This is a genomic window from Chondrinema litorale (assembly GCF_026250525.1).
Taxonomy (GTDB): Bacteria; Bacteroidota; Bacteroidia; order Cytophagales; family Flammeovirgaceae; genus Chondrinema; species Chondrinema litorale.
Genome location: NZ_CP111044.1, coordinates 585,493 through 610,411, shown reverse-complemented (window position 1 = coordinate 610,411; position 24,919 = coordinate 585,493). Strand labels below are relative to the sequence as shown.

At 33.6% G+C, this 24,919-nt stretch carries 19 protein-coding genes; 14 read left to right on the top strand and 5 right to left on the bottom strand.

The window, feature by feature from the left end:
* Window positions 1-79 precede the first annotated feature (79 nt).
* The 5 genes from OQ292_RS22820 to OQ292_RS22800 all read left to right on the top strand — a co-directional run bounded on the left by OQ292_RS22820 (window position 80) and on the right by OQ292_RS22800 (window position 6,846).
* Window positions 80-835 (top strand): hypothetical protein, encoded by a 756-nt coding sequence (locus OQ292_RS22820; RefSeq protein WP_284686261.1) that lies wholly within the window; start codon window positions 80-82, stop codon window positions 833-835.
* Window positions 836-855: 20 nt separating this feature from the next.
* The gene (locus OQ292_RS22815) at window positions 856-2,925 is read left to right on the top strand and encodes a tetratricopeptide repeat-containing sensor histidine kinase (protein ID WP_284686260.1); all 2,070 of its coding nucleotides are present in this window, start codon (window positions 856-858) and stop codon (window positions 2,923-2,925) included.
* 15 nt (window positions 2,926-2,940) lie between these two features.
* Window positions 2,941-3,579: a response regulator gene (locus OQ292_RS22810; protein WP_284686259.1), complete on the top strand. Its 639-nt coding sequence runs from the start codon at window positions 2,941-2,943 to the stop codon at window positions 3,577-3,579.
* Between the two features lie 214 nt (window positions 3,580-3,793).
* Window positions 3,794-5,338 (top strand): peroxidase family protein, encoded by a 1,545-nt coding sequence (locus OQ292_RS22805; protein WP_284686258.1) that lies wholly within the window; start codon window positions 3,794-3,796, stop codon window positions 5,336-5,338.
* Between the two features lie 35 nt (window positions 5,339-5,373).
* Window positions 5,374-6,846: a S8 family serine peptidase gene (locus OQ292_RS22800; protein WP_284686257.1), complete on the top strand. Its 1,473-nt coding sequence runs from the start codon at window positions 5,374-5,376 to the stop codon at window positions 6,844-6,846.
* An 11-nt stretch (window positions 6,847-6,857) separates the two neighbouring features.
* Here the strand turns inward: OQ292_RS22800 and OQ292_RS22795 are convergent, their stop codons facing one another.
* From OQ292_RS22795 to OQ292_RS22780, 4 genes are all read right to left on the bottom strand, one after another.
* Window positions 6,858-7,970 (bottom strand): serine hydrolase domain-containing protein, encoded by a 1,113-nt coding sequence (locus tag OQ292_RS22795; protein WP_284686256.1) that lies wholly within the window; start codon window positions 7,968-7,970, stop codon window positions 6,858-6,860.
* Window positions 7,971-8,133: 163 nt separating this feature from the next.
* Window positions 8,134-9,399: an MFS transporter gene (locus OQ292_RS22790; RefSeq protein ID WP_284686255.1), complete on the bottom strand. Its 1,266-nt coding sequence runs from the start codon at window positions 9,397-9,399 to the stop codon at window positions 8,134-8,136.
* Between the two features lie 3 nt (window positions 9,400-9,402).
* Window positions 9,403-9,969: a cysteine hydrolase family protein gene (locus OQ292_RS22785; protein WP_284686254.1), complete on the bottom strand. Its 567-nt coding sequence runs from the start codon at window positions 9,967-9,969 to the stop codon at window positions 9,403-9,405.
* 15 nt (window positions 9,970-9,984) lie between these two features.
* Entirely contained in the window at window positions 9,985-10,404 is a 420-nt protein-coding gene (locus OQ292_RS22780) for a MarR family winged helix-turn-helix transcriptional regulator (RefSeq protein WP_284686253.1), read from the bottom strand.
* Window positions 10,405-10,628: 224 nt separating this feature from the next.
* Here OQ292_RS22780 and OQ292_RS22775 point away from each other — a divergent pair, with 224 nt between their 5' ends.
* Entirely contained in the window at window positions 10,629-11,171 is a 543-nt protein-coding gene (locus OQ292_RS22775; protein ID WP_284686252.1) for an ExbD/TolR family protein, read from the top strand.
* Between the two features lie 194 nt (window positions 11,172-11,365).
* Here OQ292_RS22775 and katG read toward each other — a convergent pair whose 3' ends face one another.
* Window positions 11,366-13,594: a catalase/peroxidase HPI gene (gene katG / locus OQ292_RS22770; protein ID WP_284686251.1), complete on the bottom strand. Its 2,229-nt coding sequence runs from the start codon at window positions 13,592-13,594 to the stop codon at window positions 11,366-11,368.
* A gap of 384 nt (window positions 13,595-13,978) precedes the next feature.
* On the opposite strand from katG, the gene OQ292_RS22765 reads away from it, so the two are divergent.
* From OQ292_RS22765 to OQ292_RS22730, 8 genes are all read left to right on the top strand, one after another.
* Window positions 13,979-15,646, top strand: a complete 1,668-nt coding sequence (locus OQ292_RS22765; RefSeq protein WP_284686250.1) for an alpha/beta fold hydrolase — start codon at window positions 13,979-13,981, stop codon at window positions 15,644-15,646.
* Between the two features lie 318 nt (window positions 15,647-15,964).
* Entirely contained in the window at window positions 15,965-16,177 is a 213-nt protein-coding gene (locus OQ292_RS22760) for a hypothetical protein (protein WP_284686249.1), read from the top strand.
* A gap of 197 nt (window positions 16,178-16,374) precedes the next feature.
* Entirely contained in the window at window positions 16,375-18,186 is a 1,812-nt protein-coding gene (locus tag OQ292_RS22755; protein ID WP_284686248.1) for a long-chain-acyl-CoA synthetase, read from the top strand.
* A 641-nt stretch (window positions 18,187-18,827) separates the two neighbouring features.
* A complete protein-coding gene (locus OQ292_RS22750; protein ID WP_284686247.1) occupies window positions 18,828-20,510 on the top strand; it encodes an AMP-binding protein in 1,683 nt (560 codons plus the stop codon).
* A 117-nt stretch (window positions 20,511-20,627) separates the two neighbouring features.
* Entirely contained in the window at window positions 20,628-20,768 is a 141-nt protein-coding gene (locus tag OQ292_RS22745; RefSeq protein WP_284686246.1) for a hypothetical protein, read from the top strand.
* A 10-nt stretch (window positions 20,769-20,778) separates the two neighbouring features.
* Window positions 20,779-22,380, top strand: coding sequence for a glutaminase A (glsA, locus tag OQ292_RS22740; protein ID WP_284686245.1), 1,602 nt, complete (start codon window positions 20,779-20,781; stop codon window positions 22,378-22,380).
* Window positions 22,381-22,560: 180 nt separating this feature from the next.
* The gene (locus OQ292_RS22735; RefSeq protein WP_284686244.1) at window positions 22,561-24,276 is read left to right on the top strand and encodes an ATP-binding protein; all 1,716 of its coding nucleotides are present in this window, start codon (window positions 22,561-22,563) and stop codon (window positions 24,274-24,276) included.
* Window positions 24,251-24,874: a response regulator gene (locus OQ292_RS22730; protein WP_284686243.1), complete on the top strand. Its 624-nt coding sequence runs from the start codon at window positions 24,251-24,253 to the stop codon at window positions 24,872-24,874. The genes OQ292_RS22735 and OQ292_RS22730 overlap by 26 nt, the downstream gene beginning before the upstream one ends.
* Window positions 24,875-24,919: the final 45 nt, after the last annotated feature.

Here is a 24,919-nt window from a genome sequence, read left to right as displayed (position 1 = left end):
TTTAGCTAAAGCAAATTCTACTATCACTAACTACCTCCTTGTATAGAGTTTATTTTCAAATACTTTTAAATATAAAAAAATGGGCAATCCACGAATTAAAACTTTAATCTCACTTCAAAAAAGAAAAGATATTGAATCAGGAGAACCAGGTTATGAACTATTTTATAAATTAGATTTAGATAGTGAAAAATATGGTATTCAAAAGATCAGGAAAAAAGCGATTCAATACGACAAAACTCATGATGAAGAAATAGTACTTGAGTATGAGATATATGTTTCTACAAACATGGTAAACTCTCTAGAAGGAAGTATTAAGATAAAACATAGTGAGTTGCATTTAGGAAATATAGAAGCAACCAAAATTAGACTCACTTCTATTTTAGAAGGAATACCATCAATGCAGGGTTCAATAGCAATAGAAAATGTTGCAGAAAATAGTGATGATGATGATACTCCTGATGCAAATCGAAGAATTAAAGCGATGATGTACCTACAAAAGCAGAAGGATAAGTCCATGATGTTGGAAGCAGTATTGAAATCTTACGATACGCAAATTAAGTCTATAGAAGAAACGAAAATGACTCAATTGGATGGCATTTATGCCATAAGTGTAAAATTAAATGAAGTAGCATCTGATGTTCCGACTAGTTATTCTATACCTACTATTGAAATTCCAAAAGAGTTTGAAGGATTGGTAAGGTTGAATACTATAGAAGGAGAACATGGCGATCATGAGGAAGATGAGCACGATCATGAAGATGAGCATAAAATAGAAGCAGCAAGTCATGATGGTACTTCATCTATTCATACAAAAGATGGTGATGATGAAGAATAATAATCATAAAATTTAAAATCATGATAAAGTATTATTTAGGCTTCAGTATTTTAATAATCTTCTGCTTTTATAGGAATACAACTCATAATGTTTCCTCAAAAGCTGATTACTTAAAAATTGATGGCCTAAATAATCTTGCATGGGAATACAGAAAAAAAGATGAAAAAATAGCCTTGGAATATGCCAGAGAGGCTCTTAAGTTATCAAACAGATACAATTATAATGAAGGTAAGGCTACTGCATATAAGCAAATTGGATTAATAACAAGTTATGGTTTAAATCCTAGAGAAGCATTACTTTATTATGATTCAGCTATTATTGCATTATCAGGCACTAATGATACTCTTTTAGCTAAAATTTATAACAATAAAGCAGTTTTGTATAAAAACCTTAGCGATTATGATAATGCAAAAAAATACTTTACCAATAGTCTAGCAATTAAAACAGAACTTAATGATAGTTTGGGTATAGCAAAGACTTATAATAATATTAGTAATGTTTATTTTTATGAGGGGAAATATTCACTTAGTATAGAATATCTTATTAAAAGTATAGAAATAAAAGAAAGACTAAATGATAAGTCTTTGGGAGTTTCTTATATGAATTTAAGTAATAGATTTGAATTCAGGCATAACTATCAAAATGCATTACATTATAATCATTTAGCATTCAATAACTTTCTTTATCAGGAAGATTCATCGATGATGCTAGATGCTTTATATAATAAAGGAATAATTTTACTTGATTCGGGATTATATGAAAGTGCAATTAAAACATTTCATAATTGCTTAGATGTATTTTCTATAAGTGATGTCTTTTTATCTGATTTTTATGATAATTTAGGTAACGCTTATTTACATGTTAATGATTTTGATAAATCTCTTGAGTATCACAATAAAAGTTTGAGCTTAAGAGAAAAAAGTAAAATAGAATCGAAGGTATTATCATCTTATATTAATGTAGGTAAGGATTATTATTTATCAGGGAATTTTGATGAGGCATTAAAATATTTTTACAATGCTTTAAATATCAATCCAAACGATCCCAATGAGTTAAAAAGAATATATCAAAACTTAACTCTTACCTACGAAGGCTTGGGGAAAGATGGACTCGCCTTAAATTATTATAAAAGATACACATCCCTAAAAGATTCTTTATTTACCATTCAAAAGCATTTAGGTGAGGCTGAGTTAATAGAGAAATATGAATCTGATAAAAAAGCACAGAGAATAGAGCATCTACAGATGGAGAAAAGCTTTGTAGAAGCTCAAGCAAGTATAGTTGCGTTCCAAAGAAATGCATCTTTCTTTTTTAGTTTAATGGTAATAGCCGTCGCTTTTTCAGCAGTAAAATATTACCAATTTAAGAAGAGGGCAAGTCAAGAACTGGCTTTAAAAATAGAAGAAATTAATGAGCGGAGAATTTCAGATTTGATGAAAGCCCAAGAGCTAGAAGTATTAAATGCATTGCTCAAGGGGCAAGAAACTGAGCGGATGAGGGTAGCACAAGATTTACACGATAGAATTGGCTGCTTACTATCTACTGTAAAATATCATTTCAGCAGTTTTGATAACAAACTAAATGAAATGGCAGACACTTTTAAAGAGCAGTATGATAAGGCAAATACTATTTTAGATGAAGCTTGTAATGAAGTTAGAAATGTTTCTCACAACCTTGCTTCTGGAGTATTATACAAATTTGGGTTGGTGCCAGCTTTAGAAAGTTTGGCAGATAATATCAGGAGTTCAAATAGTTTACAAATTGAAATTTTCGAGTTTGGGGTCAAAAGAAGATTGGAGTCAACACTCGAATTAACATTATATAGAATCGTTCAAGAATTATTAGCAAACATTTTAAAACATGCAAAAGCAAGAGAAGTATCAATTCAAATTACTAAACGAGCAACAGCATTAAGTTTAATTGTAGAAGACGATGGAGTTGGGTTTGATCCACAGCTAGCTGCTAATGGTATTGGGCTTAAAAACATCGAGGCAAGATTAGTAGAGCATAAAGGTAAACTTAGTATTGATTCTGGTTTAGGAAGTGGAACTTCAATTATTATCGAAATTCCTTTAAATTTAGAAACATAAACTTTATGATCCACTATGGTAAATCTAGTAATCGCCGATGACCATCAAGTAATTTTAGATGGAATCGAATCTCTTATAGAAGGTGAAGCGGATATGCAAGTTGTTGGCAAAGCTTGTAATGGAAAGCAACTTATCAAAATGATAACATCTATCGAAGTAGATATGGTGCTTTTAGATATTAATATGCCTGTAATGGATGGAATCGAGTCTGTAGAATATATAAAGACCAATTTTCCAGATATTAAGATTGTTGTTTTAACCATGTATAACGACAAAGGTTTTGTTACCAAAATGGTAGAACTAGGTGTAAATGGTTACATTCTAAAAAATACAGGTAAAAGAGAATTGCTCAATGCTATAAGAATGGTACTGCAAAAAGGCTCACATTTTAGTGTGGATGTAATGAGTGCTGTTATAGAAGGTATGAGCAACCGAAGAATGAAAAGACAACAAAAAGTTTGTTTAACTAAAAGAGAAAAACAAATTTTAATATACATTGTAAACGGAGATTATAATAAAGAAATAGGGGAGAAATTAAACATTGCAGTTAATACTGTAGAGACGCACCGAAAGAATATTATAAGTAAACTCCATGCTAAAAACACAGCCCATTTAGTTAGAATCGCAATTGAAAATAAACTAGTACCAGCCTGAAATTTAATTACCAGCCGATTATTTAAAAGCATTTCCTCTTATTGAATTTTGATTCAATTGAGTCTTTTTAGTTTATTAAAACTTTAAAGAAAAACCTTATACGGATATGTATTTATCTGATTCAATTTAGAGTCAGCCTAGTACGATATTGTCAAGATCTTCTAAGCATTACTTCTATTAGCATATCACTTTTTAACCTTTAACTGTGTAAACTATGTTGCAGAACGTATCACATTTTGTAGATGTACAAGATGATTCCGAAATACTGTATGAATCAGATTTTGGCTATATGTTTAATTTTTTAAATAGAAATGGTTCGCATCTTTTACCTACTGGTCCAAGAACTGTTCACTATTTAAGAAGGCTTGGTACTGTAATGGCAGACCAAGAAATTTCTGAAGAAGATTTTGCTGAAAGAAATTCAACCATTCCATCTATTTATACTTATTTAGGACAGTTTATCGATCACGATATTACTGCTAGAACAGATAGAAATACTACCTATAGTAGTATTGGAGATGGTCCAGATATTTATCCGCTTAATCCGCTTGATATTGTACAAAACTTAAGAAATGGTAGAAGACCAAAGCTAGATTTAGACAGTGTTTTTGGCGAAGGTCCTAGTTTTAGCTCAAAGTATACTTGCCAGGCAGATAAGTTATTTGATAACAGAAGTCTCAATTTATTTTTAGTAGATGGTCCAGGAAATTTTCTTGATCTTAAGAGAGATAAGAAAAAAGATTTTAAAGCAATAATCGCAGATGCGAGAAATGATGAAAACTTAATCGTCAGTCAGTTGCATGCTACTTTTCTCAAAATGTTCAATAAAATCAACGATAACTTAGATCACTCAGGACTGAGTAATGCTGATGCTTATAGTCGAGCCAGACAGTTATGTAGATGGGCTTATCAATATGTAGTGTTAAATGATTATTTGCCAACCGTTTGTGATCCAGATGTTGTAAATGATGTTCTTAGAAATGGACCATTTTTCTACAATTCCAGTTTCCCTTATATGCCTTTGGAGTTTTCAGTTTCAGCTTTCAGGTTCGGGCACTCTATGATTCGTCCATCTTATGTGTTAAATGATGCGACAACCATGAATATAATGAAAATATTAGATCCAGCTGCTAATTTAATTGATCCGACAACAGGTAATATTCGAGTAGATGTGGTAGTAGACTGGGCAAATTTTGTAGGTGAAAATCCAGCTAATTTAGCTAGAAAGATTGATCCATTTATAGCTAAAGGCTTGTTCGATTTAAGTAAAATTGCAGGTACTCCACCGCCACCATCTGTATTGGCAAGTCTTACTCAGCGAAATCTATTGAGAGGTTATTTATTAAGCATTCCTACAGGTCAGGCAATTGCAGAAGCTATGAGGATAGACCCTTTAACTGAAAGTCAATTGGTAGAAGGCTTAAGTGAGGAACAAACAACTGTAATGCAAGATTCTGATTTTGTTAAGATGACGCCTCTCTGGTTTTATATTTTACAAGAAGCTAAAGTTCAAAAAGACGGCAATACTTTAGGTTATGTAGGCAGTAAATTGGTAGGAGAAACCATTACTGGACTTGTTAAAGGAGATTTTAATAGCTATTTTAACAATACAAATGATGCAAATATAGAATCAGATGGAATTCTATTACCAGATAATGGAATGGATGTAAAAATTAGTACAATAAAAGATATTTTGATGTATGCCGAAGTGCTCACTCCTGATGCTGCAGTACCAGTGGCTGAGGAAGCTGAGGTATAAATTTTAAACTTTAAATCATAATAAAGCAATCAGATATGGAGGCCACAAAACTTCTTATAGGAGGAGAAATGGTTACTTTATATAAAGTATCTGATTGCTTTGCTGTTTTTTTAAGAGATGGAGGTAAGTATTCTAATGATATCCGGATAGTACCAGTAAATAATTCTGAAAACCTGGATTACCTTATGGAAGAATTGAGACAGGCCAGAGGCAATGAAGTTATTTCGCATTTGTATAATTCAGATATGATATCAGGTGAAAAAGTTTTACCACTAGATACAATTACTGTTCAATTTAAAGATGGCACTTCTTGTGTTCTGAGATTTCAAATTTTTAATAAGTTTGGTTTAGAAGTGATTGAGCAAATTAGTTATTTGCCGAGGTCTTATACTGTTCGCTTAACATCATTTTCGAAAAGAAATCCTTTAAAAATTGTCTCAGAATTACGAAAACATAAAGAAATTAAAATTGCTGAACCAGATTTAAGCACTCAAGTTTCACTGAATTATATTCCGTCTGATACGCTTTATAAAGATCAGTGGTACTTAAATAATTCGGGAGGTACATATAGTTTAAAAGCAGGAGCAGATGTAAAAGCAGAAGGAGCTTGGAAGTTCACCAAAGGTGTTCGATCTGTTAGAGTTTGCATCATAGATAATGGTTTTAATCTATCCCATCCAGATTTAGTTGCAATGGATAAGATAGTTGCAGCAAAAGAATTTGGTAGTGCTAAATCTAAGAAAGATATTACACATGGAACGGCATGTGCATTATTAGCTGTAGCAGAAGAGAATGGGCAAGGAATGGTAGGTTTAGCACCTAAATGTTCGCTAATGCCTTTGAGTATGCCTACTTGGTTATCGGATAATATTTACATCGAAATGCTCCAATATGCGATGGATAATTTTGCTGATGTAATTAGTTGTAGTTGGTCTACTTCTGCATGGAACTTCCCATTATCCACTAAGCTAAAAGCGTTGCTTCATAAAGTCTCAACTGAAGGTAGGCGAAATAAGAAAGGTTGTATAATAATCTTTGCTGCAGGTAATGAGAACAGACCTATAAATGGAAATAAAGATGGACATGCTTCACATCATGGTTTTGCAATATATCCAGATGTAATTGCAGTAGGTGCATCTAATAGTTTAGATAGGCGAGCCAGTTTTAGCAATTATGGGAAAGAGTTAACTGTTTGTGCTCCTTCTTATGGTTTTCCAGGAAAAGAAATTAATGTCCCTCAATATACAGATTCAAATGAGCAGCACCAACTGTATAAAATTGGAGGAACATCTTGTTCAACAGCATTAGTTGCTGGTTTAGTAGCCTTGGTTCTATCAGTCAATCCTGATTTAAGCTCTTCAGAAGTAAAAAGGATTATTATAGAAACTGCAGATAAAATCGATCTTAATAATGCCAATTATGACACAAATGGTCACTCAGAATATTTCGGTTTTGGGCGAATAAATGCACAAAAAGCGGTTGAAATGGCTATGAAAACAAAATGCTAAATTTACTCAAATCACTCCACAACATCCTTCAATATTTTCTTTACAGTTTTACTCAGCAATTTGGGAGTTTTGGGTCCGCTTTGGTTGGTAATAATTGAAATTCCCAGATTGTATTTAGGGAATATATAAAGCCAGTTTTGCATGCCACTTGTTCCACCATGATGATTAAAAGAAGTGCCGTATTTATCTTGCCATACTCTCCAAAAGTAGGCAAGTTTTAATGTGTTTCCATTATCGTAAAGTATACGATGGCTTTCCTTTGCAATAGCATCCGATTCGTCTAATTGCATTTTTATGTAATCTAATAAGTCTGGTAAAGTAGATTTTACTCCACTGCCAGTAGCCCAAAGCTTATTTTTTTGATTAGGAGATGGAATTTCATTACTCATCCAATATCCTTTTGTCAATCTTTCTTTTTGCTCACTATTTAGATGAATTGCTGTGTTGGTCATATTGTAGGCTTCTAAAAAGCTTTCTTGCATCAGCTTATCAATGCTTTTTTGATAGATATTTTCAAGAATATAACCTAAGATTTCAGCACCAACATTGGAATAAGAATATTGAGTGCCCGGTTTATTAGCAATTACAACTTCATGTAAATCTGCAAGAAATTGATCTTTGCTATACTTACTTTCAATGCTGTCAACTTTGAATGGAACAATCTCATCAAACTTATCAAATACACCATTCATTTCTAAAGGCAAAAATGGAGGAAGGCTACCTGTATGTGTCAGTAAATGTTGAATAGTAATTGGATTGTTCTCAAAAGCTAAATTGGGATAATCGTCTTTCAAATAGTCTCTAATATCATCTTCTAGTTTTAGCTTTTCTTCCAAAATGGCTTTTGCAACTAAATAACCAGTCATTGTTTTTGTGACAGAAGCGATTTCGTAGATTGTTTTATTGTTAGGAGAGTTTCTAGCACCTTTTTCTAGTTCTCCGAAATGAGTTGTATAGGTTTTGTCATTCTTGTATACACCTATAGATACTGAGCTTATATTTTTGTTCTTGATAAATTTTTCACCATGCTTTTCAATCGCTTTTTGAATTAACTGTTCTTCATTTTGTGCAGATAAAAAGTGGATTGTTAAGCTAAAAATTAAAATGGTGATTACGAATTTCATATTATATCAAGGTTAGAGCTATTTTTTATCAGCTAGATGATTAGTTTTTAATAATGGTTGCTTTGTATCATTTAAAAAAATTGATAAATAAAAAAGGCAGTGAATTCGCTCACTGTCTTTTTATGTATATGAATTTAAGGTTCTGAAAATTAGCTAGCTATCATCAGAAGCTATTCACCTTTTCCTTCATCTTGTTGACTATAGTTTCTCGGTTGATGTTTTTCGTAATCAAGTATTTAGCAAATACAATTGAAACTACGATGGCCAATATTCCTTCAAATAAAATAGTATGCGAACTTCCTAAATTATGTGAGATTGTTCCAACTAGTAAACTACCAAGTGGAAGCATTCCAAACATCGCCATAGCAAACAAGCTAATCATTCTACCTCGCATATCTGGGTCTGAGCGAGTCTGAATTATGGTTAAGCAAATGGTAGATTGTGTTAATCCGCTAAATCCGGCAATTACTGATATTAGCAGTGCTACTGGTAAATAATTGATAAATGAAAAAGCAATTAAACTCAATCCTAATAAAAATGAATTTAAGAGTAAAACCATTCGCTGTTTAGATTCACTTTTTATACTTGCAAGAAAAAAGGTGCCTAACAATGCTCCGAAACCAATGCTACTATTAATGTATCCGTATGTTTGTGCATCTCCATGAAAAATCTCTTTGGCAAATTCTGGTAGCAAGGTATTATATGGCAAAATCAAGAAACTTACTACAGCAATGTAAAGCGTGATTGGAGCAAGTATTTGATTAGATTTGAGATAATTAAATCCTTCTTTTATTTCAACTAGATTGCTTTGCTTTTTCGGCTTAATAATTTGAGGTTTAAGTTTTAAAAATAGCAAAGAAACAATTACGGCTAAATAACTTAATGCATTTATGGAGAAACAGATACCTGCTCCGAGCGTGCTCAGTATTACACCAGATAGGGCAGGGCCAACTAATCTGGCTATATTTACAACCGAAGAGTTGAGAGCAACTGCATTTGGTAAATCATCTGGGTCTTCAATTAGCTGATGCACCAGTGATTGTCTAGCGGGAATATCAAAAGCGTTGATAACCCCAAGTATGGTAATCAGCACCAGTATATGCCATATTTCTGTATCTCCCATTAAAACTAACACCGCTAAAATAGTCGCCTGCACCATGGACGCTATTTGTGTATATAATACCACTTTGTGTCTGTTGTATCTGTCTGATATGATTCCACCATATAAAGAAAACATAAATGATGGAAACTGCGAAGCAAATACAGTAAGGCCAAGTATGAAAGTGGAATGCGTCATTTCATACACCACCCAGCTAACCCCGGTACGCTCCATCCAAGTGCCTATTCTCGAAATAGCCTGACCTGTAATAAATATTCTATAATTGGGAGATTTGAGTGCTTTAAATATATTTTGTGCTCTTGTGTTCATAAATTATTTTATCCATTCTTCTGTGGTCACAACTTCGGCTCTTCTTGGAAAAACTTTTTCAGTTAATATTTTATGCACGTCATCATCTCGATCTGTACAAGCATCAGAAATTACTGTTAAACTGTAGTCTTTGTCAAATGCTTCTGCAAAGGTTGATAATACAACTCCGCTAGTTGCAACTCCTGTTAATACGAGGTGATTAATATTTGCTGCTCTTAAAATCATCTCTAAATCACTTCCTGAAAAAGCGCTAACTCTGTGTTTTTTCACAATAATATCTTCTGGATTTGGGGCAATTTCAGGATGGATTTTCGATATTTCTGAAGTTTCTAAATGCTTGAAATTTTCTTTAAAAGCAGAAAACATCTTATTATCTTTATTGACTTCGGGAAAGCCCTTCCTAAAACCAAGTACCACATAAATAATGGTAATTAGTTCTTCTTTAGCTTTGTTTATGCATTGTTTTACATTTTGGATTATTGTTTCCAAATCGAGTTTAGTATAGTTACCCAATATTGTGTTTTGCATATCCATCACTAAAATTGCAGTTGAAGCATTAAGCTTATTCATAGCTGTGTTATTTCTTTAGGTATTTAGTTTTTTTAAAATCGGTATTGCTTGTGCTAAAAGATTTATTTCTTCCGCAGATAATTTACTTTCTAGTAAATGTTTCAGCATTTCGTCTTTGCGGTATTTTGCTTTGTCTACTATTTGCTGTCCTTCTTCACTCAGAGATATATAAACCTTGCGTCCATCTTCTTTTGATGGAGTGCGAATGATAATCCCCATTTTTTCCATTTTCTTGAGTATTTGAGACATACTCGGTGTAGTAATTTTAGTTTTAGCAGCTAGTTCAGATGGAAGAATTTGCTCATTCCGATAGATAAGCCCAATTGTTTCTAGTTCTGTTAAAGAGAAAGAGTTACCATCTGTAAAGCTCTTTCTTAATGTTTTATGAAGTCCTGAAATACTACTTCTCAAAGATTCAATTAATAAATAATCCATTTTCAATTAATTAACTAAACTAATTAGTTTACCTAACAATATGGATAAGTAATGGTTCAGAGGTACTTAGATTAATTGCTACAATTAAACATATTTTAGCATTGAGATCTATTAGCTTAAAGTGCTACATATTTTTAAATTCAAGCACTATTTTTTTGGTAGAAATATGTATCCTTTTTTCACTTCTTGATTATATAGGTAAAATCAAGCTAAAATTTTTTACTATGGGTTACTTGCAAAAAGACCAGGTTGCAGTAAATGCAGGCTCTATGGCAGATATTGCCTTTTTGTTACTAATATTTTTTCTGGTAACAACCACAATTGTTAATGATAAGGGTATCTTAATGAAGCTTCCGATTAAGAATAATGAGTCAGTAGAATTGAACCAGAGAAATGTATTTGCCATTCTGGTTAATTCTAAAGATGAAATTCTGGCAAAAAATGAGTTGATAAAGTTTGATCAATTAAAAGATAGAACTAAAAAGTTTATCGATAATAATGGAGCAAATGCCCATTTATCAGATTCTCCTTTAAAAGCGGTGGTTTCTATAAGAACAGATAGGGGAACAACTTACGATACTTATTTAAAAGTTTTGGATGAGTTAAAGTTGAGTTATAATGAATTGAGAGCGGCTTCTCTAGGTTTACGTTTAGCAGAATATGAGAATTTGGACATTAAAAATCCTGAAGAAAAAGAACTGTTAGATCAGGCTCGTGAATTATATCCAATGCAAATCTCAGATGCTGAGCCACTAGAGTCTAAGTGATTTGCTGTACTTAATAACAAAGCTCACACTTGATTATATAGTCGATTTTTATTATTAATTGTGTGAAATTTATGCTTAAAAAAAATTAAGCAAAGGCCAGAGCTATGTCTAAACCTTTGCTTTTTTGTAAAGTATGGTATGTAATGTATGGAGATTCTTCTCAATTGAAGAATCTACCATATTGTATTTATTAATTATGCAATGTCAAATCTATCAAGATCCATCACTTTAGACCATGCTGCTACGAAATCTTTCACAAACTTCGCTTGAGAATCACTGCATCCATAAACTTCAGATAGTGCACGTAGCTCTGAATTTGAACCAAATATAAGATCGGCACGAGTTGCAGTCCATTTTACTTCACCTGTTTTACGATCTTTACCTTCAAACACTTCTTGCCCTTCTGAAGTTGCTTTCCAAACAGTGTTCATGTCTAGTAAGTGTAAGAAGAAATCGTTGGTTAAAGTTTCTGGCTTGTCTGTAAATACACCATGCTTAGACTTATCAAAATTAGTATCTAAAACACGTAAACCACCAACAAGTACTGTTAGCTCAGGAGGAGTTAGTGTAAGCAGTTGAGCGCGGTCTACCAATAATTCTTCAGTTGAAACTGAATATTTGGTTTTTCTGTAGTTACGGAATCCATCTGCTGCAGGCTCTAAATAACCGAATTGTTCAGCATCTGTTTGTTCTTGTGTGGCATCAACTCTACCAGGAGTAAAAGGTACTTTTACATCAAAACCTGCATCTTTAGCTGCTTTTTCAACACCAGCACAACCTGCTAAAACTATTAGATCGGCAATAGAAACTTGTTTGCCAGAGCCATTAAACTCAGTTTTGATTGCTTCTAGTTTTTTCAATACTTTGTCTAACTGAGCTGGATTGTTTACCTCCCAGTCTTTTTGAGGAGCTAATCTAACTCTAGCACCATTGGCACCACCTCTTTTATCTGAACCACGGTAAGTAGAAGCAGAAGCCCAAGCAGTTGAAACTAATTCTGATACAGAAAGACCTGAGCTTAGTATTTTTGCTTTCAATGTTTCGGCATCTGCATCGCTAATTAGCTCATGTGATACTGATGGTAAAGGATCTTGCCAGATTAAATCTTCTTCTGGAACTTCTGGACCAAGATACCTGCTTTTTGGTCCCATATCTCTGTGAGTAAGTTTGTACCATGCTCTGGCAAAAGCATCAGCAAACTCATCTGGATTTTCGTAGAATCTTCTTGAGATTTTTTCGTACTCAGGATCGAATTTTAACGAAAGGTCAGTGGTTAGCATAGTCGGTGCATGACTTTTTGAAGAGTCATGTGCATCAGGAATAATATTTCCAGCACCTTTAGCCACCCATTGTTTTGCACCGGCAGGGCTTTTTGTTAATTCCCAGTCAAATTCAAAAAGGTTTTCGAAGAAATTATTGCTCCACTTGGTAGGAGTTTTTGTCCAAGTTACTTCTGGACCACCAGTAATGGTATCGCCGCCTTTACCTGAACCATAGCTACTCGTCCAGCCTAAGCCTTGCTCTTCAATACCGGCTGCTTCTGGTTCTGGACCAACATGTTTTACATCGCCTGCACCATGTGTTTTACCAAAACTATGTCCACCTGCAATTAAGGCTACAGTTTCTTCATCGTTCATGGCCATTCTCCCGAATGTTTCGCGAATGTCTTGAGCCGCAGAAACAGGATCACCATTTCCGTTTGGACCTTCAGGATCAACATAGATCAAACCCATTACAACAGCAGCAAGTGGGTCATCCAAATCTCTGTCTCCAGAGTATCTTTTGTCAGTTAACCATTCACCCTCAGAACCCCAGTAAATATCTTCTTCTGGCTCCCAAATGTCTTCGCGACCACCACCAAAACCAAAAGTTTTGAAATCCATAGATTCTAATGCGCAGTTACCTGCTAGAATCATTAAATCTGCCCAAGAAATTTTCTTACCATACTTTTGTTTAATTGGCCAAAGCAATCTTCTTGCTTTGTCTAGGTTGGCATTGTCTGGCCAGCTATTTAATGGAGCAAAACGCTGAGAACCAGCTCCTCCACCTCCACGACCATCTCCAATTCTATAGGTACCGGCACTGTGCCAAGCCATTCTTATAAATAATGGACCATAATGACCAAAATCGGCAGGCCACCAATCTTGCGAGTCTGTCATTAAGTCGTAAAGATCTTGTTTTACAGTTTTAAGGTCGAGAGATTGAAATTCTTTTGCATAGTCAAAATCTTCACCCATTGGGTCAGATAATGATGAGTGTTGTCGTAGGATGTTAATGTTTAATTGGTTTGGCCACCAATCTGTATTTCTAGTACCACCACCAGCACTAAAGTTTTGGATACCACTTAAAAATGGACACCTGCTTGAATCGTTTACTTCAAAACTAGTTCCTCGTTCACCATTTGAACCATTTTGTTTTTCCATCTTCATCTGTTTAAGTTCTAAAAAAAATAAAACTACAATAACTTTTATTTATAATATTAATCCTTCTATAAGAATTATTTATAGTAAAAGTGCTTATTCTAAATTTACAGATATAAGTTTCAGATACCAATTTTCTAGTGAATACTTCTCTTAGATTTAATTTTTAGGATAAAAAATTTACCGATATAAAAACCTTAGAATTTCTTTTCCGTTTCATTCTTTATTTGGAATAAAATAGACCATTCAGATCAGTTATAATAGTTTCAAAAGCATAAAAAATACCTTAGATTTGGATGTGCAACACAAAGTAACTATCAGCATATATGTATAGACATAGAGTTATTATGCAAAGTATGTTTATGTTACATTAAGCTAATTAATTATATGAAACCAGCTACTCAATATACAAAAAGTGGTAGCATCAATATCGCATATCAGGTTTTCGGGTCAGGATCAGTAGATTTGGTTTACATTCCGGGATGGATTTCTAATATCGATTGGATGTGGTCATGTCCTGAACTAGTTAATTTTCTACAAGAGTTAGGAAAAATTTCTAGAGTAATTCTTTTTGATAAGAGGGGAACAGGTCTATCAGACCGAGTGGTGGAGCTATCTACTTTAGAAGAGCGAATGGACGACATACGTGCTGTGATGGATGCTGTAGGTTCTGAGAAAGCCATTTTATTTGGTCACTCTGAAGGAGGTTGTGTATCTGCATTGTTTGCAGCAACCTATCCGAACCGAGTAATATCTATGATTACCTTCGGCATATTTGCTAAAAGAAGATACTCTCCTGAATATCCTTGGGCTCCAACAGACGAAGAACGCCAAGTAGTTTACGACATGATCGAAAATAGTTGGGGTAGTGGAGAAATGAATCTCGAAACTTTGGCACCTTCCAAAGCTCATGATAAAACATTTATGGACTGGCTCGCAAATTATTTCCGTTCTGGTGCTAGTCCAAGTGCAGCGTTGGTACTCACCAAAATGAATACACAGGTCGATATAATAGGTATTTTGGGTTCTATTAAAGTGCCCACTTTAATAATGCAGCGCACTAATGACATTGATGTAAAAATTGAAGAAGGTAGATTTATAGCAGATCGTATTAAAGGAGCTAAGTTTGTGGAGTTCGAAGGCGACGATCATTTATTTTGGGCTGGCAATACGAAAGAAGTATTGGACCAAATGAAATCTTTTATATTAGATGTAAAACCTGCTAAAAATTACCAAGAGCAACTTTTTACCATTGTTGCAGCCAGGTTAGTTACTTCAGAAAATGCAGAAAATAAAACCAAGGAATTAATTAGCCAATTTGTAAGGCAATACCGAGGCAAAATTATTCAGTTTAGAAAAGATACTTTTATTGCCACGTTTGAAGGCCCAAGTAAAGCTGTTCATTGCAGTATAGATTTGATTGATATGATCAAAAGTATGCAAGCTCAACTGGCTATAGGTATTCATATAAAAGAAGGAGCAGTAGATGAAGCTCATTTTATAAGTGACGAAACAGAAGATTTTGTAGAGTCTATCTTACAACAAGCTAAACCGAATCAAATATTAATTACACAATCTGTTAGGCATTTGCTTTCTGGTGCAGGTTTAAGTTTTACTCAATATAAATCTGTTTACGAAACAGTTTCTGGTGATTCGCTTTTGTTGTTTACTGTTTCAGATAATTCCAGAGTTGACCTAGAGTTAGAAAGTTATCAATATCATCTGCCTCAAAGTGATTCGTTTCTCGAAGAAGTATTGCATTGTATAAATGATAATATAAGTAATGAGTTTTTCGGTGTGGATAAGCTTTGCAAAGAAATAGCAATTAGTGAGCGACAACTTCAAAGAAAGCTGAAAGCTATTACTAATAAGTCTCCGAATCAACTAATTTCTTCTGTTCGCTTACACAAAGCAAAAGAGTTGATTATTGGTCAACAAGAAAACATTGCAGATATCGCTTTTAAGACTGGTTTTTCTAATCCATCTTATTTTTCTAAGTGTTTCAAAAAAGAGTTTGGCTTAACGCCATCAGCGCTTTTACAGCAAGCAATCTGATACATACCTTGTCGGATTTGTTATAGTTTGGCGGTTTTTTGATCTTCCCTCCGTCGGGAATTTCATACAAATCGCCGGAATTTTCTTAACTAACCGAGCAAGAATTCCACTATTTTTGTCGCATTAAATATCAAAATGCAATAGATTAATTCTGTGCATAGTCGATTACAAACATTATAATACTACAAAAGTCTGTATAGAAAACAGACTCATTCATGCTCGGCATCGGGCATCACCTTACACTCCAAAGTATGCTTATTCGATCTATATTTTCAATTTTTTATTGATAATGTTTATTCACTTTATAATTTATTTTTAATGGCTTATTTTTTAATTCTTGGTGTCATCTCAATTTTTATAGGAACATTTTACCTGTCAATTTATCCATTGTTTAAAATTGATGTGGATTTTAGCAAAGAGAATTATGTGTTTGAGAGCATCGTTACTGATTTGGAACATAAGAGAAATACACTTGATAAACCTACAAAAAAGCAGGAGAGAACTCGCGAAAAAGAACTGATAAACTTTTAAGTAATCTAATTTTTAAATTTTCATCAATAGCTTTTTGATCCTTATTCAATTTGTATAATAAATACAAGAATAAGGATCATGTATTTTACTGAAAATCTTTGATAGATCTGATAGTAAAATTCAGTATTTTAAAGCATAAAATAACAATGAATTTTCTATTCATTTAAAGCAAAATATAAATTTACTGAACTATAAATATGCAAACTAACAACACAAAAACACTTGGCTTTTTTGATGTTATTCCAAGAGTTGGAAATCTAATGCCAAGAATTCCATCTATTGTAAAGAACTTAAAAGCAGCACTTTCCATCAAACCGAATGATCATGTTTCTTTAGGCTCAGTACTGGAATTGAATGCTGAGAGATATAAAGATAATTTGGCATTCCTTTATGAAGATCACAAATTCACCCATCATACTTTTAATGAGAAGATAAACCAATATGCTAACTATTTTATTTCTATAGGAATTAAGAAAGATGATGTGGTGGTGGTGTTTATGGAGAATAGAATGGAAATCGTTTTTATGATTGCTGCTATGGCAAAAATTGGTGGAATTGCATCTCTCATCAACCCAAATCAGCGGTTAAATCCATTAAAGCATAGCATTCAAGTACATCAAGGAGCTACCTTTGTAATTGGAGAGGAGTTGGTGACTGCTTTTGAAGAAATAAAACCAGAATTGGATTTACAGGCAGACTCTAAGTTTTATTGGGTAAAGGACAAAGTGGAAGCAATTTGCCCAAAAGGCTATAAAAATTTAAACGCTTTAATAGAATCTGTTTCTAAAGAAAATCCATTTACTACACAAAAGATAGAAGCTGGCCAGCACTATGCGAATGTATTTACCTCTGGAACTACTGGTTTGCCACGAGCATCTATTCAGAGACATAAGCGATGGCTAACAACCTACTATTGGTTTGGTAAGGTAAATATGAATCTGAATAAAAATGATGTGATGTATGTGCCCATTCCATTTTACCATACTAATGCATTAATTGTAGCTTGGCCAAGTGCAGCAGCAGGTGGAGCGGCCATTGCAATGCGCAGAAAATTCTCTACTTCTAACTTTTGGAATGATGTTCAGAAATTTAAAGTAACAGCTTTTATTTACATTGGTGAGGTTTGTCGGTATTTGTATAATGCGCCACTGTCTAAATTGGAAAAACAGCATAACATTGAGAAGATAATAGGAAACGGATTGCGCCCAGACATTTGGATGGGCTTTAAAAACAGGTTTAAGATTCCGAAGATTTTTGAGTTATATGGGTCTGCTGAGAGCAACATCAGTTTTACCAATACTTTAAATATTGATTGCTGTGTGGGATGGAGTCCGAATAAATATGCACTTGTAAAATATGATGTGGAGAGCCAGACTCCTATTAAAAATGATATTGGCTATTTTGAAAAGGTAAAGAAAGGTGAAGTCGGTTTGCTCATAGTTCAGATTAATGATAAAGTTCCGTTCGATGGCTATGTGAATAAAGCTAGAAATGAAGAGAAAATGTTTTCAAATGTTTTTGAGGAAGGAGACCAATGGTTTAATGCAGGAGATTTGTTAAGGGATTTAGGTTATAGGCATGCTCAATTTGTTGATCGTGTCGGAGATTCTTTTCGCTGGAAAGGTGAAAATGTGGCTACTGATGAAGTTGAGAAAATTGTAAATAACATAGAAGAGGTGGAAGCCTGTGCAGTGTATGGTGTAAATATTCCGAATACAGATGGTAGAGCAGGAATGCTTGCGATAACTACTACAGAGAGCAATTTTAAAATGGAAAACCTAGCAAATGAATTGGTATCTGGATTGCCATCTTATGCTGTGCCTATTTTTGTTAGAATTTGCAAAGAAATAGAAACTACAGCGACTCATAAGATCAAAAAATTTCCTTTACAGCAAGAAAGTTTTAATTGTACAGATCAAGTTTTTGTGATGTTGCCGTCTACAAAAAACTATGTATTGTTAACAGATAAAATCCTTGCTGAGATTGATAGAGGTGTATATGCTTTTTAATTGTTGTACAACTAAAGAGGCAAAGAAATTCAAAGCTATAATTGGATTAAAAGAGGAAATAAGGTTTCCTCTTTTTTTTATCATAAAAATAAAAAACAGTAGAAAATGTCGGATTTGTTATAGTCGGACGGATTTTTACCTGAAATTGTCGGGAATATTATCATTTTCACCGGATTTGTGCTAGCCATAGCCCTTAAATATCATCTACTTTTGTATCAATAAAAAACAGCAAACAAATAATAAACTGATATCCAAAAGGGAATCAATTTTTAAACAAATCGGCAAGAAAATATTATGAAAAAGTTTATGTCACTAACAATTTTATTCAGTGTTTTAGTATCGTACCAAAACATTGCAAAACAAAATAAAGACATTGAACCTAAAGTAGAAAAAAACGATATCCGAAAAGATAATTTTCGAGTGTATTCTATAGAATATGTTGAGTAAAAAAGAAAATATAACCTATTGTAGATTACATAACTCTAGCGTATTTAAGAACCGAATAGAAGATAAATGCTCTTCTTAAATACAAGCCATACATACCTATCTCAAATTGCGAGAGCAATAACTACCTCCAAATAACATCTTATCAATAAAGCAGTATCGTCTTTCAATACTACTGCCTTTAACCTAATTATCTAATGGAAATTAAAACAAATTTCTGGTGCAGAAACTATCCAGTTGGTGTACCACAAGAAATCAATTCTTATCAATATACAACGATCATCGATCAATTTGAACAAAGTGTTTTAAGATATGGTCCTTTGCCAGCATACGACTGTATGGGAGCATCCATTACTTATGATGAATTAGATATGCTTTCTAGAAATTTTGCAGCCTATTTGCAAAATTATTTGGGTTTAAAAAAAGGTAGTCGTGTGGCTATTCAACTACCTAATATTATACAGTATCCAATTGCCTTATTTGGGATTTTACGTGCCGGAATGGTTGTAGTGAATACCAATCCTTTATACACAGCCCGAGAAATGAAACATCAGTTTGAAGACTCAGGTGTAGAAGCTATTATTATATTGGCAAATTTTGCGCATAACCTTGAGCAAATTCTTCCTGAAACTATTATAGAGCACATCATTATTACAGAAATGGGTGATATGCTTGGAGGTTTAAAAAAGCATCTGGTAAATGGAACCGTAAAATATATTAAAAAACTGGTGCCTAAATATCATATACCTAAAGCAGTTTCATTCGATTCTGTTATAGAAAAGGGCTATCAAAGAACTTTGAGACCAGTAAATATAAGGCCAGACGATATTGCTTTTATTCAATATACAGGTGGAACAACTGGTGTATCAAAAGGGGCGAAGCTATCTCATAAAAATATAGTGGCAAATGTAGAACAGTTTGATGTTTGGGTTGGAGATAGTCTAAGTAAAGGCGAAGAGATTATTATCTCGGTTTTACCTTTGTCTCACATCTTGGCCTTAACAACGAACATCCTTACCATGATGAAAGTTGGCGGCAGGTGTGTCTTGATACCAAACCCTAGAGATTTTAATAGTTTTATTAAAGAGTTAAAACGCTATAAATTCACCATTTTTTCAGGGGTAAACACCTTGTTTAAAGCTTTGCTAAATCATCCTGATTTTGATAGTGTAGGATTCTCTAGTCTAAAAATTACAGCTACTGGTGGTATGGCGGTTCAACAATCTGTAGCCGAACGTTGGAAAAAGAAAACAGGTGTGCCTATTGTAGAAGGTTATGGAATGACGGAAACTTCACCTGTTCTTACTTTTAATAGCATGGTAGCTGGCGAAGAAAGATTAGGTACTATTGGAGTACCTTTGCCAAGTACCACAATTATAATTGCAAATAATGAAGGGCAAGAAGTGCCATTTGGAGAGCCTGGTGAGATTTATGCAAAAGGGCCACAGATTATGGAAGGTTATTGGAATCGACCAGAAGAAACCGAAAATGCTTTTACCAAAGATGGTTGGTTTAAAACTGGTGATATCGGTGTGATGGATAAACATGGATTTATTAAGCTAGTAGATCGCAAAAAGGAAATGATTTTAGTTTCTGGCTATAATGTGTACCCAAGTGAGATTGAAGAAGTGGTTTCTTCACATCAAAAAGTGACAGAAGTGGGAGCCATTGGTGTACCTAGCGAAAAGTCTGGTGAAGTAGTTAAAATTTATGTGGTAAAAAAAGATCAATCATTATCAAAAGAAGAATTAATAGCGCACTGCAAACAAAATTTAGCCCCTTACAAAGTACCAAAGCATATAGAATTTAGAGATGAATTACCAAAAACTAATGTTGGTAAAATTCTCCGAAGAAAGCTCAAAGAAGAGTGTTTAAAATAAAATGTCTCAAAACAACATCATGAAATAAGCATTGCTTTTTCTGTTTCATTAACCTTAACAATCAATACAAGTCAAATTAATTTTTTAACCAATTTACAAACAACTAACTAGTCAAATATGAATATTAACAGATGCAAAAACATCTGGTTCGATGGATATCGACCAGGTGCTAATTTGAGATTTACAACAGACATTGTTGCATTAAGAAGATTGATTACATCCATGCAGAATGGTTCTATTTTCCCATTATTCACCTAATTCTTTCGCAATGATTACTACCACACAATTAGACAACAACGCGGCAGATTCACTATTTAGAATGCTGGATTATGCCAGAAAAAATAGCATAGAATCTGAAAAGTTTTTTGAGCAATTGGCGCGCACAGGAATTCTGTCTGATGATCCAAGAATGAAGGAATTGCTCAATAATTTTACATTACAATCTCAAACTAGAAAAAAGAATTCCATTACTCAAACAGAGTTTAATGCGATTCTTAAGCAAAATGCCTTAATCAAAAAGTCACTTTCTAAAAATCTGGTAATTCCAGATTTCGAGTCCTTTATTAAAGAAGTGGAAAAGATATTTTACGAATCGAAAAAGAATGAAGGTGGGAATGTGGCAGATTATATTCCGCAATTAGCTCGAGTAAATCCAGATCAGTTTGCAGTATCTATTTGCACTATCGATGGACAGCGGTTTTCTTTAGGAGATGCGAGCACACATTTTTGTTTGCAGTCTTCTTGCAAGCCTATCAACTACTGTTTGGCGCTAGAAGAACTCGGTGAGAAAAAGGTGCACAGCCATGTAGGAAGAGAACCTAGCGGACAATCTTTTAACGAATTGGCACTCAATGCAAAAGGGCTTCCGCATAATCCGATGATAAATGCAGGTGCAATGATGAGCTGTTCTTTAATCGATAGAGAAAACAACATTGCAGATCGATTCGACAAAGTAAATAAAATATGGAAAGCACTCTGTGGTGGAAAAGAGGTGAGTTTTAATAATTCTGTATACCTCTCTGAGCGCCAAACTGCTGATAGAAATTTTGCCTTGGCGTATTTCATGCGAGAGAAAAATGCTTTTCCATCAAAAACGAATCTGACTGAAACACTGGAATTTTATTTCCAATGCTGTTCCATAGAATCTTGTACTTACGATTTATCTGTGGCGGCTGCAACGCTGGCAAACGCAGGTACAAATCCGCTAACTGGCGATGTTATTTTTCAATCGTCCACTGTTCAAAATTGCTTATCGTTGATGTTGAGCTGTGGCATGTACGACTTCTCTGGTGAGTTTGCTTTTAAAATTGGTTTGCCTGCAAAAAGTGGTGTTTCTGGTGCTTTAATGTTGGTAATCCCTAATTTGATGGGCATAAGCATTTGGTCGCCAAGATTAGATGAGTTAGGCAATACAGTAAGAGGTGTGGAATTCTGTGAGAGGTTAGTTGAGCATTTCAGCTTCCATCAATACGATACACTTATTGGCAATACGGCTAAGATTAACCCGAGGAGAAAGGAAAATGAATTGAAAGTTTCTAAAGTGATGGAAGTGATTTATGCTGCTAGTCATGGCGATTTAGATGAGATTTTCCGATTAGAAGCAGAAGGTGTGAGCTTAAATACTGCTGACTACGACGGTCGCACACCACTACATTTGGCTGCTTGCGAAGGTCAAACAGATGTAGTAGAATATTTGATAAGCAAGCAAGTTTACCTAAGCCCAAAAGATCGCTGGAGCAATACGCCTCTAGACGATGCTATAAAATTTGGCAACAAAGAGATAAAAGCATTGCTAGAAACAGCAATTAAAAAACAAAGCAAAAATAAATCTGAAACAAGAGAGCATAATAACCAAAATGTTTTAGTGTAAATGTGAAAGTGAATTCTTTATAGTTCGTGTTTTAAACTGACTAGTCCTAAAATATCCTGAAAACAATCAACTAAACCAGCTATTAAATTTCTTTCAACTATCCATTACTTTGTCATTTCATGATATCAAAATAATTATAGTAACTTGTGCCAGTAGTTTGCTATAGATATAACCCATAACATGAAGAGTATAAAGTTTTGGATAGTTGTTTTTATTAATTTACTAATTGCATTAACCGTATCAATACTTTTAGTTTTTTTCTATAAGGAATTTCAAAATGCACTAAACGAAAGAGTTTTGCTGCAACTTTCTTCTATTAAAAACTTAAAGCGAGTACAAATTGAAGAATATATAAATAATGAGTGGCAGCTTTTTACAAATGAAATTACACAAAGTCCTATAGATAGTAATTACAATATAATGCTATCGGATGTAGACTCAGTATGTTTTAAAAATACAATTTTAGCAACAACAGTTGAGTCTGGTGTATTTGATGTTTCTGCCTGTGGAAGAGGAGAAAAAATTCTATTAGCTTTTGTGAAAAAATTAGATAATGGCAAAATCAATTATAAAATTATTGATGCTAGTAGAATTCAAAAAATTTTGTTGGAAAGAACAGGAATGGGTGAGAGTGGCGAAACCTATTTGGTTGGTAAAGACTTTCAATTGAGGTCTGTTTCAAGATTTTTTCCTGATAGTTTGCCCTCCCAAATTAAAGCAAATACTATTGGTGTACAGCAAGCATTTTCTACAAAAGATAGTACTGGCATTTTTGAAGATTACAGAACTGTTTCTGTGTTTAGTTCTTTTGGTAAAATTTCTATCTCAAATATAAATTGGGCTATCCTTTCGGAGATTGATGTAGCAGAAGCTAATATTCCCTTGCATCGAATGAAGAATAAATTAATCATTATTTCCATATTGGTTATTCTTCTGGCAGTTACACTTTCATTGTTTATTTCTTCGGTTTTATCTTCTCCATTGCTAAAAATGAGAGATTTTCTTAATCATATGTCGAAGGGCAATTATAATTTAAAGGTAAAGAAGTCTTACCCTGCAATAGAAATTAATGAGATGTTTATTGCTTTAAACAGATTGAAAAATTCCATGAAAGAAGCTATTAATTTTTCGAGTGAAATTGGGCAAATGAATTTAAATGCGAGTTATCAATTATCTAGTGAAGATGATAAGTTGGGTAAATCTTTAATCGTAATGCAAGAGAAATTAATTGAGTACGAAAGCATTAGCAAGCAAAATAGATTAAATGCAAAACAATCTATTATAAGTGGGCAAGAAAAGGAGAGAAAAAGGCTTGCAAGAGAACTGCACGATGGCTTAGGACCACTTTTAACTAGTTTAAAAATGATTGTACAATCTTATGAATTGCCAAAGCAAGAGAAAGAAAAAATCAATACTATTGTAAATAAAACAATTGATGAGATTAGAAAAATGACCTACGATTTAATGCCTCCTTCGCTAGAAGATTTTGGTGTTGGCAAAGCATTATTAAACTTTGTGGAGTTAATGAAAAAATCTAGCGGAGTAGAAATTATTTATAACTATGATTTAAAAGAAGATAAAATACAATCTAATGCTGAAATCGATATTTGTCTTTTCAGAATTTGCCAAGAGTTGATTAACAATACACTAAAGCATGCAAATGCTAGTAAAATTGTTGTATCGCTTACAGAGTTTGATGAGAAGTTTTCATTATATTATACTGATAATGGAAGCGGATTTAATACAAATGAAATTAAATCTGGTTTAGGTTTAAGAAATATAAAAGAAAGAGTAGAAATTTTTGATGGATATTTGAATATTACATCTGAAAATACAGGAATTGAAGTAGAAGTTGAAATACCAATAAACTATGATAAAAATAGCAATAGTAGATGATCATCAGCTCTTTAGAGATGGAATTAGCTCTTTGTTAACTGGCAAAGAAGATTTTGAAGTAATTATAAGCGTAAGCAATGGTGTAGAATTTTTTGAAGTACTAAACAAAGAAAATTTACCAGATGTATTGCTGCTCGATCTTACCATGCCGGAGATGGATGGCTTTGAAGTATTGAAGAAGCTTAAAAAATATCCTGATATAAAAACCATTGCCATTTCGATGCACGACGATGGCAATTATATAATGAAATGTGTGCGAAGTGGAGCTTATGGCTATTTACTAAAAAACACAGATGAAGACGAACTAATAAAAGCGATCTATTCTGTTAATCGAGAAATAAAATATTTTAATAAAGAGGTGTCTGAACGCATGATTCACATTATGGCTTTAGAAGGCTCTCAATTGAAAAAACTATCTGCAAAAGAATCAGAAATATTGAAGCTGATTTCAGATGGATTGACCACCAAAGAAATTGCAGACCAACTTTACATTAGCACCCGAACAGTAGAAACACACAGAGCTAACATGATGAAGAAATTAACTGTGAAAAACTCTGCTGAACTTATTAGAAAAGCCTCCGAGTTAAACCTTATATAACAATACCCATCCGTATTAATACGGATGGTAATTCTGCTTAAATTC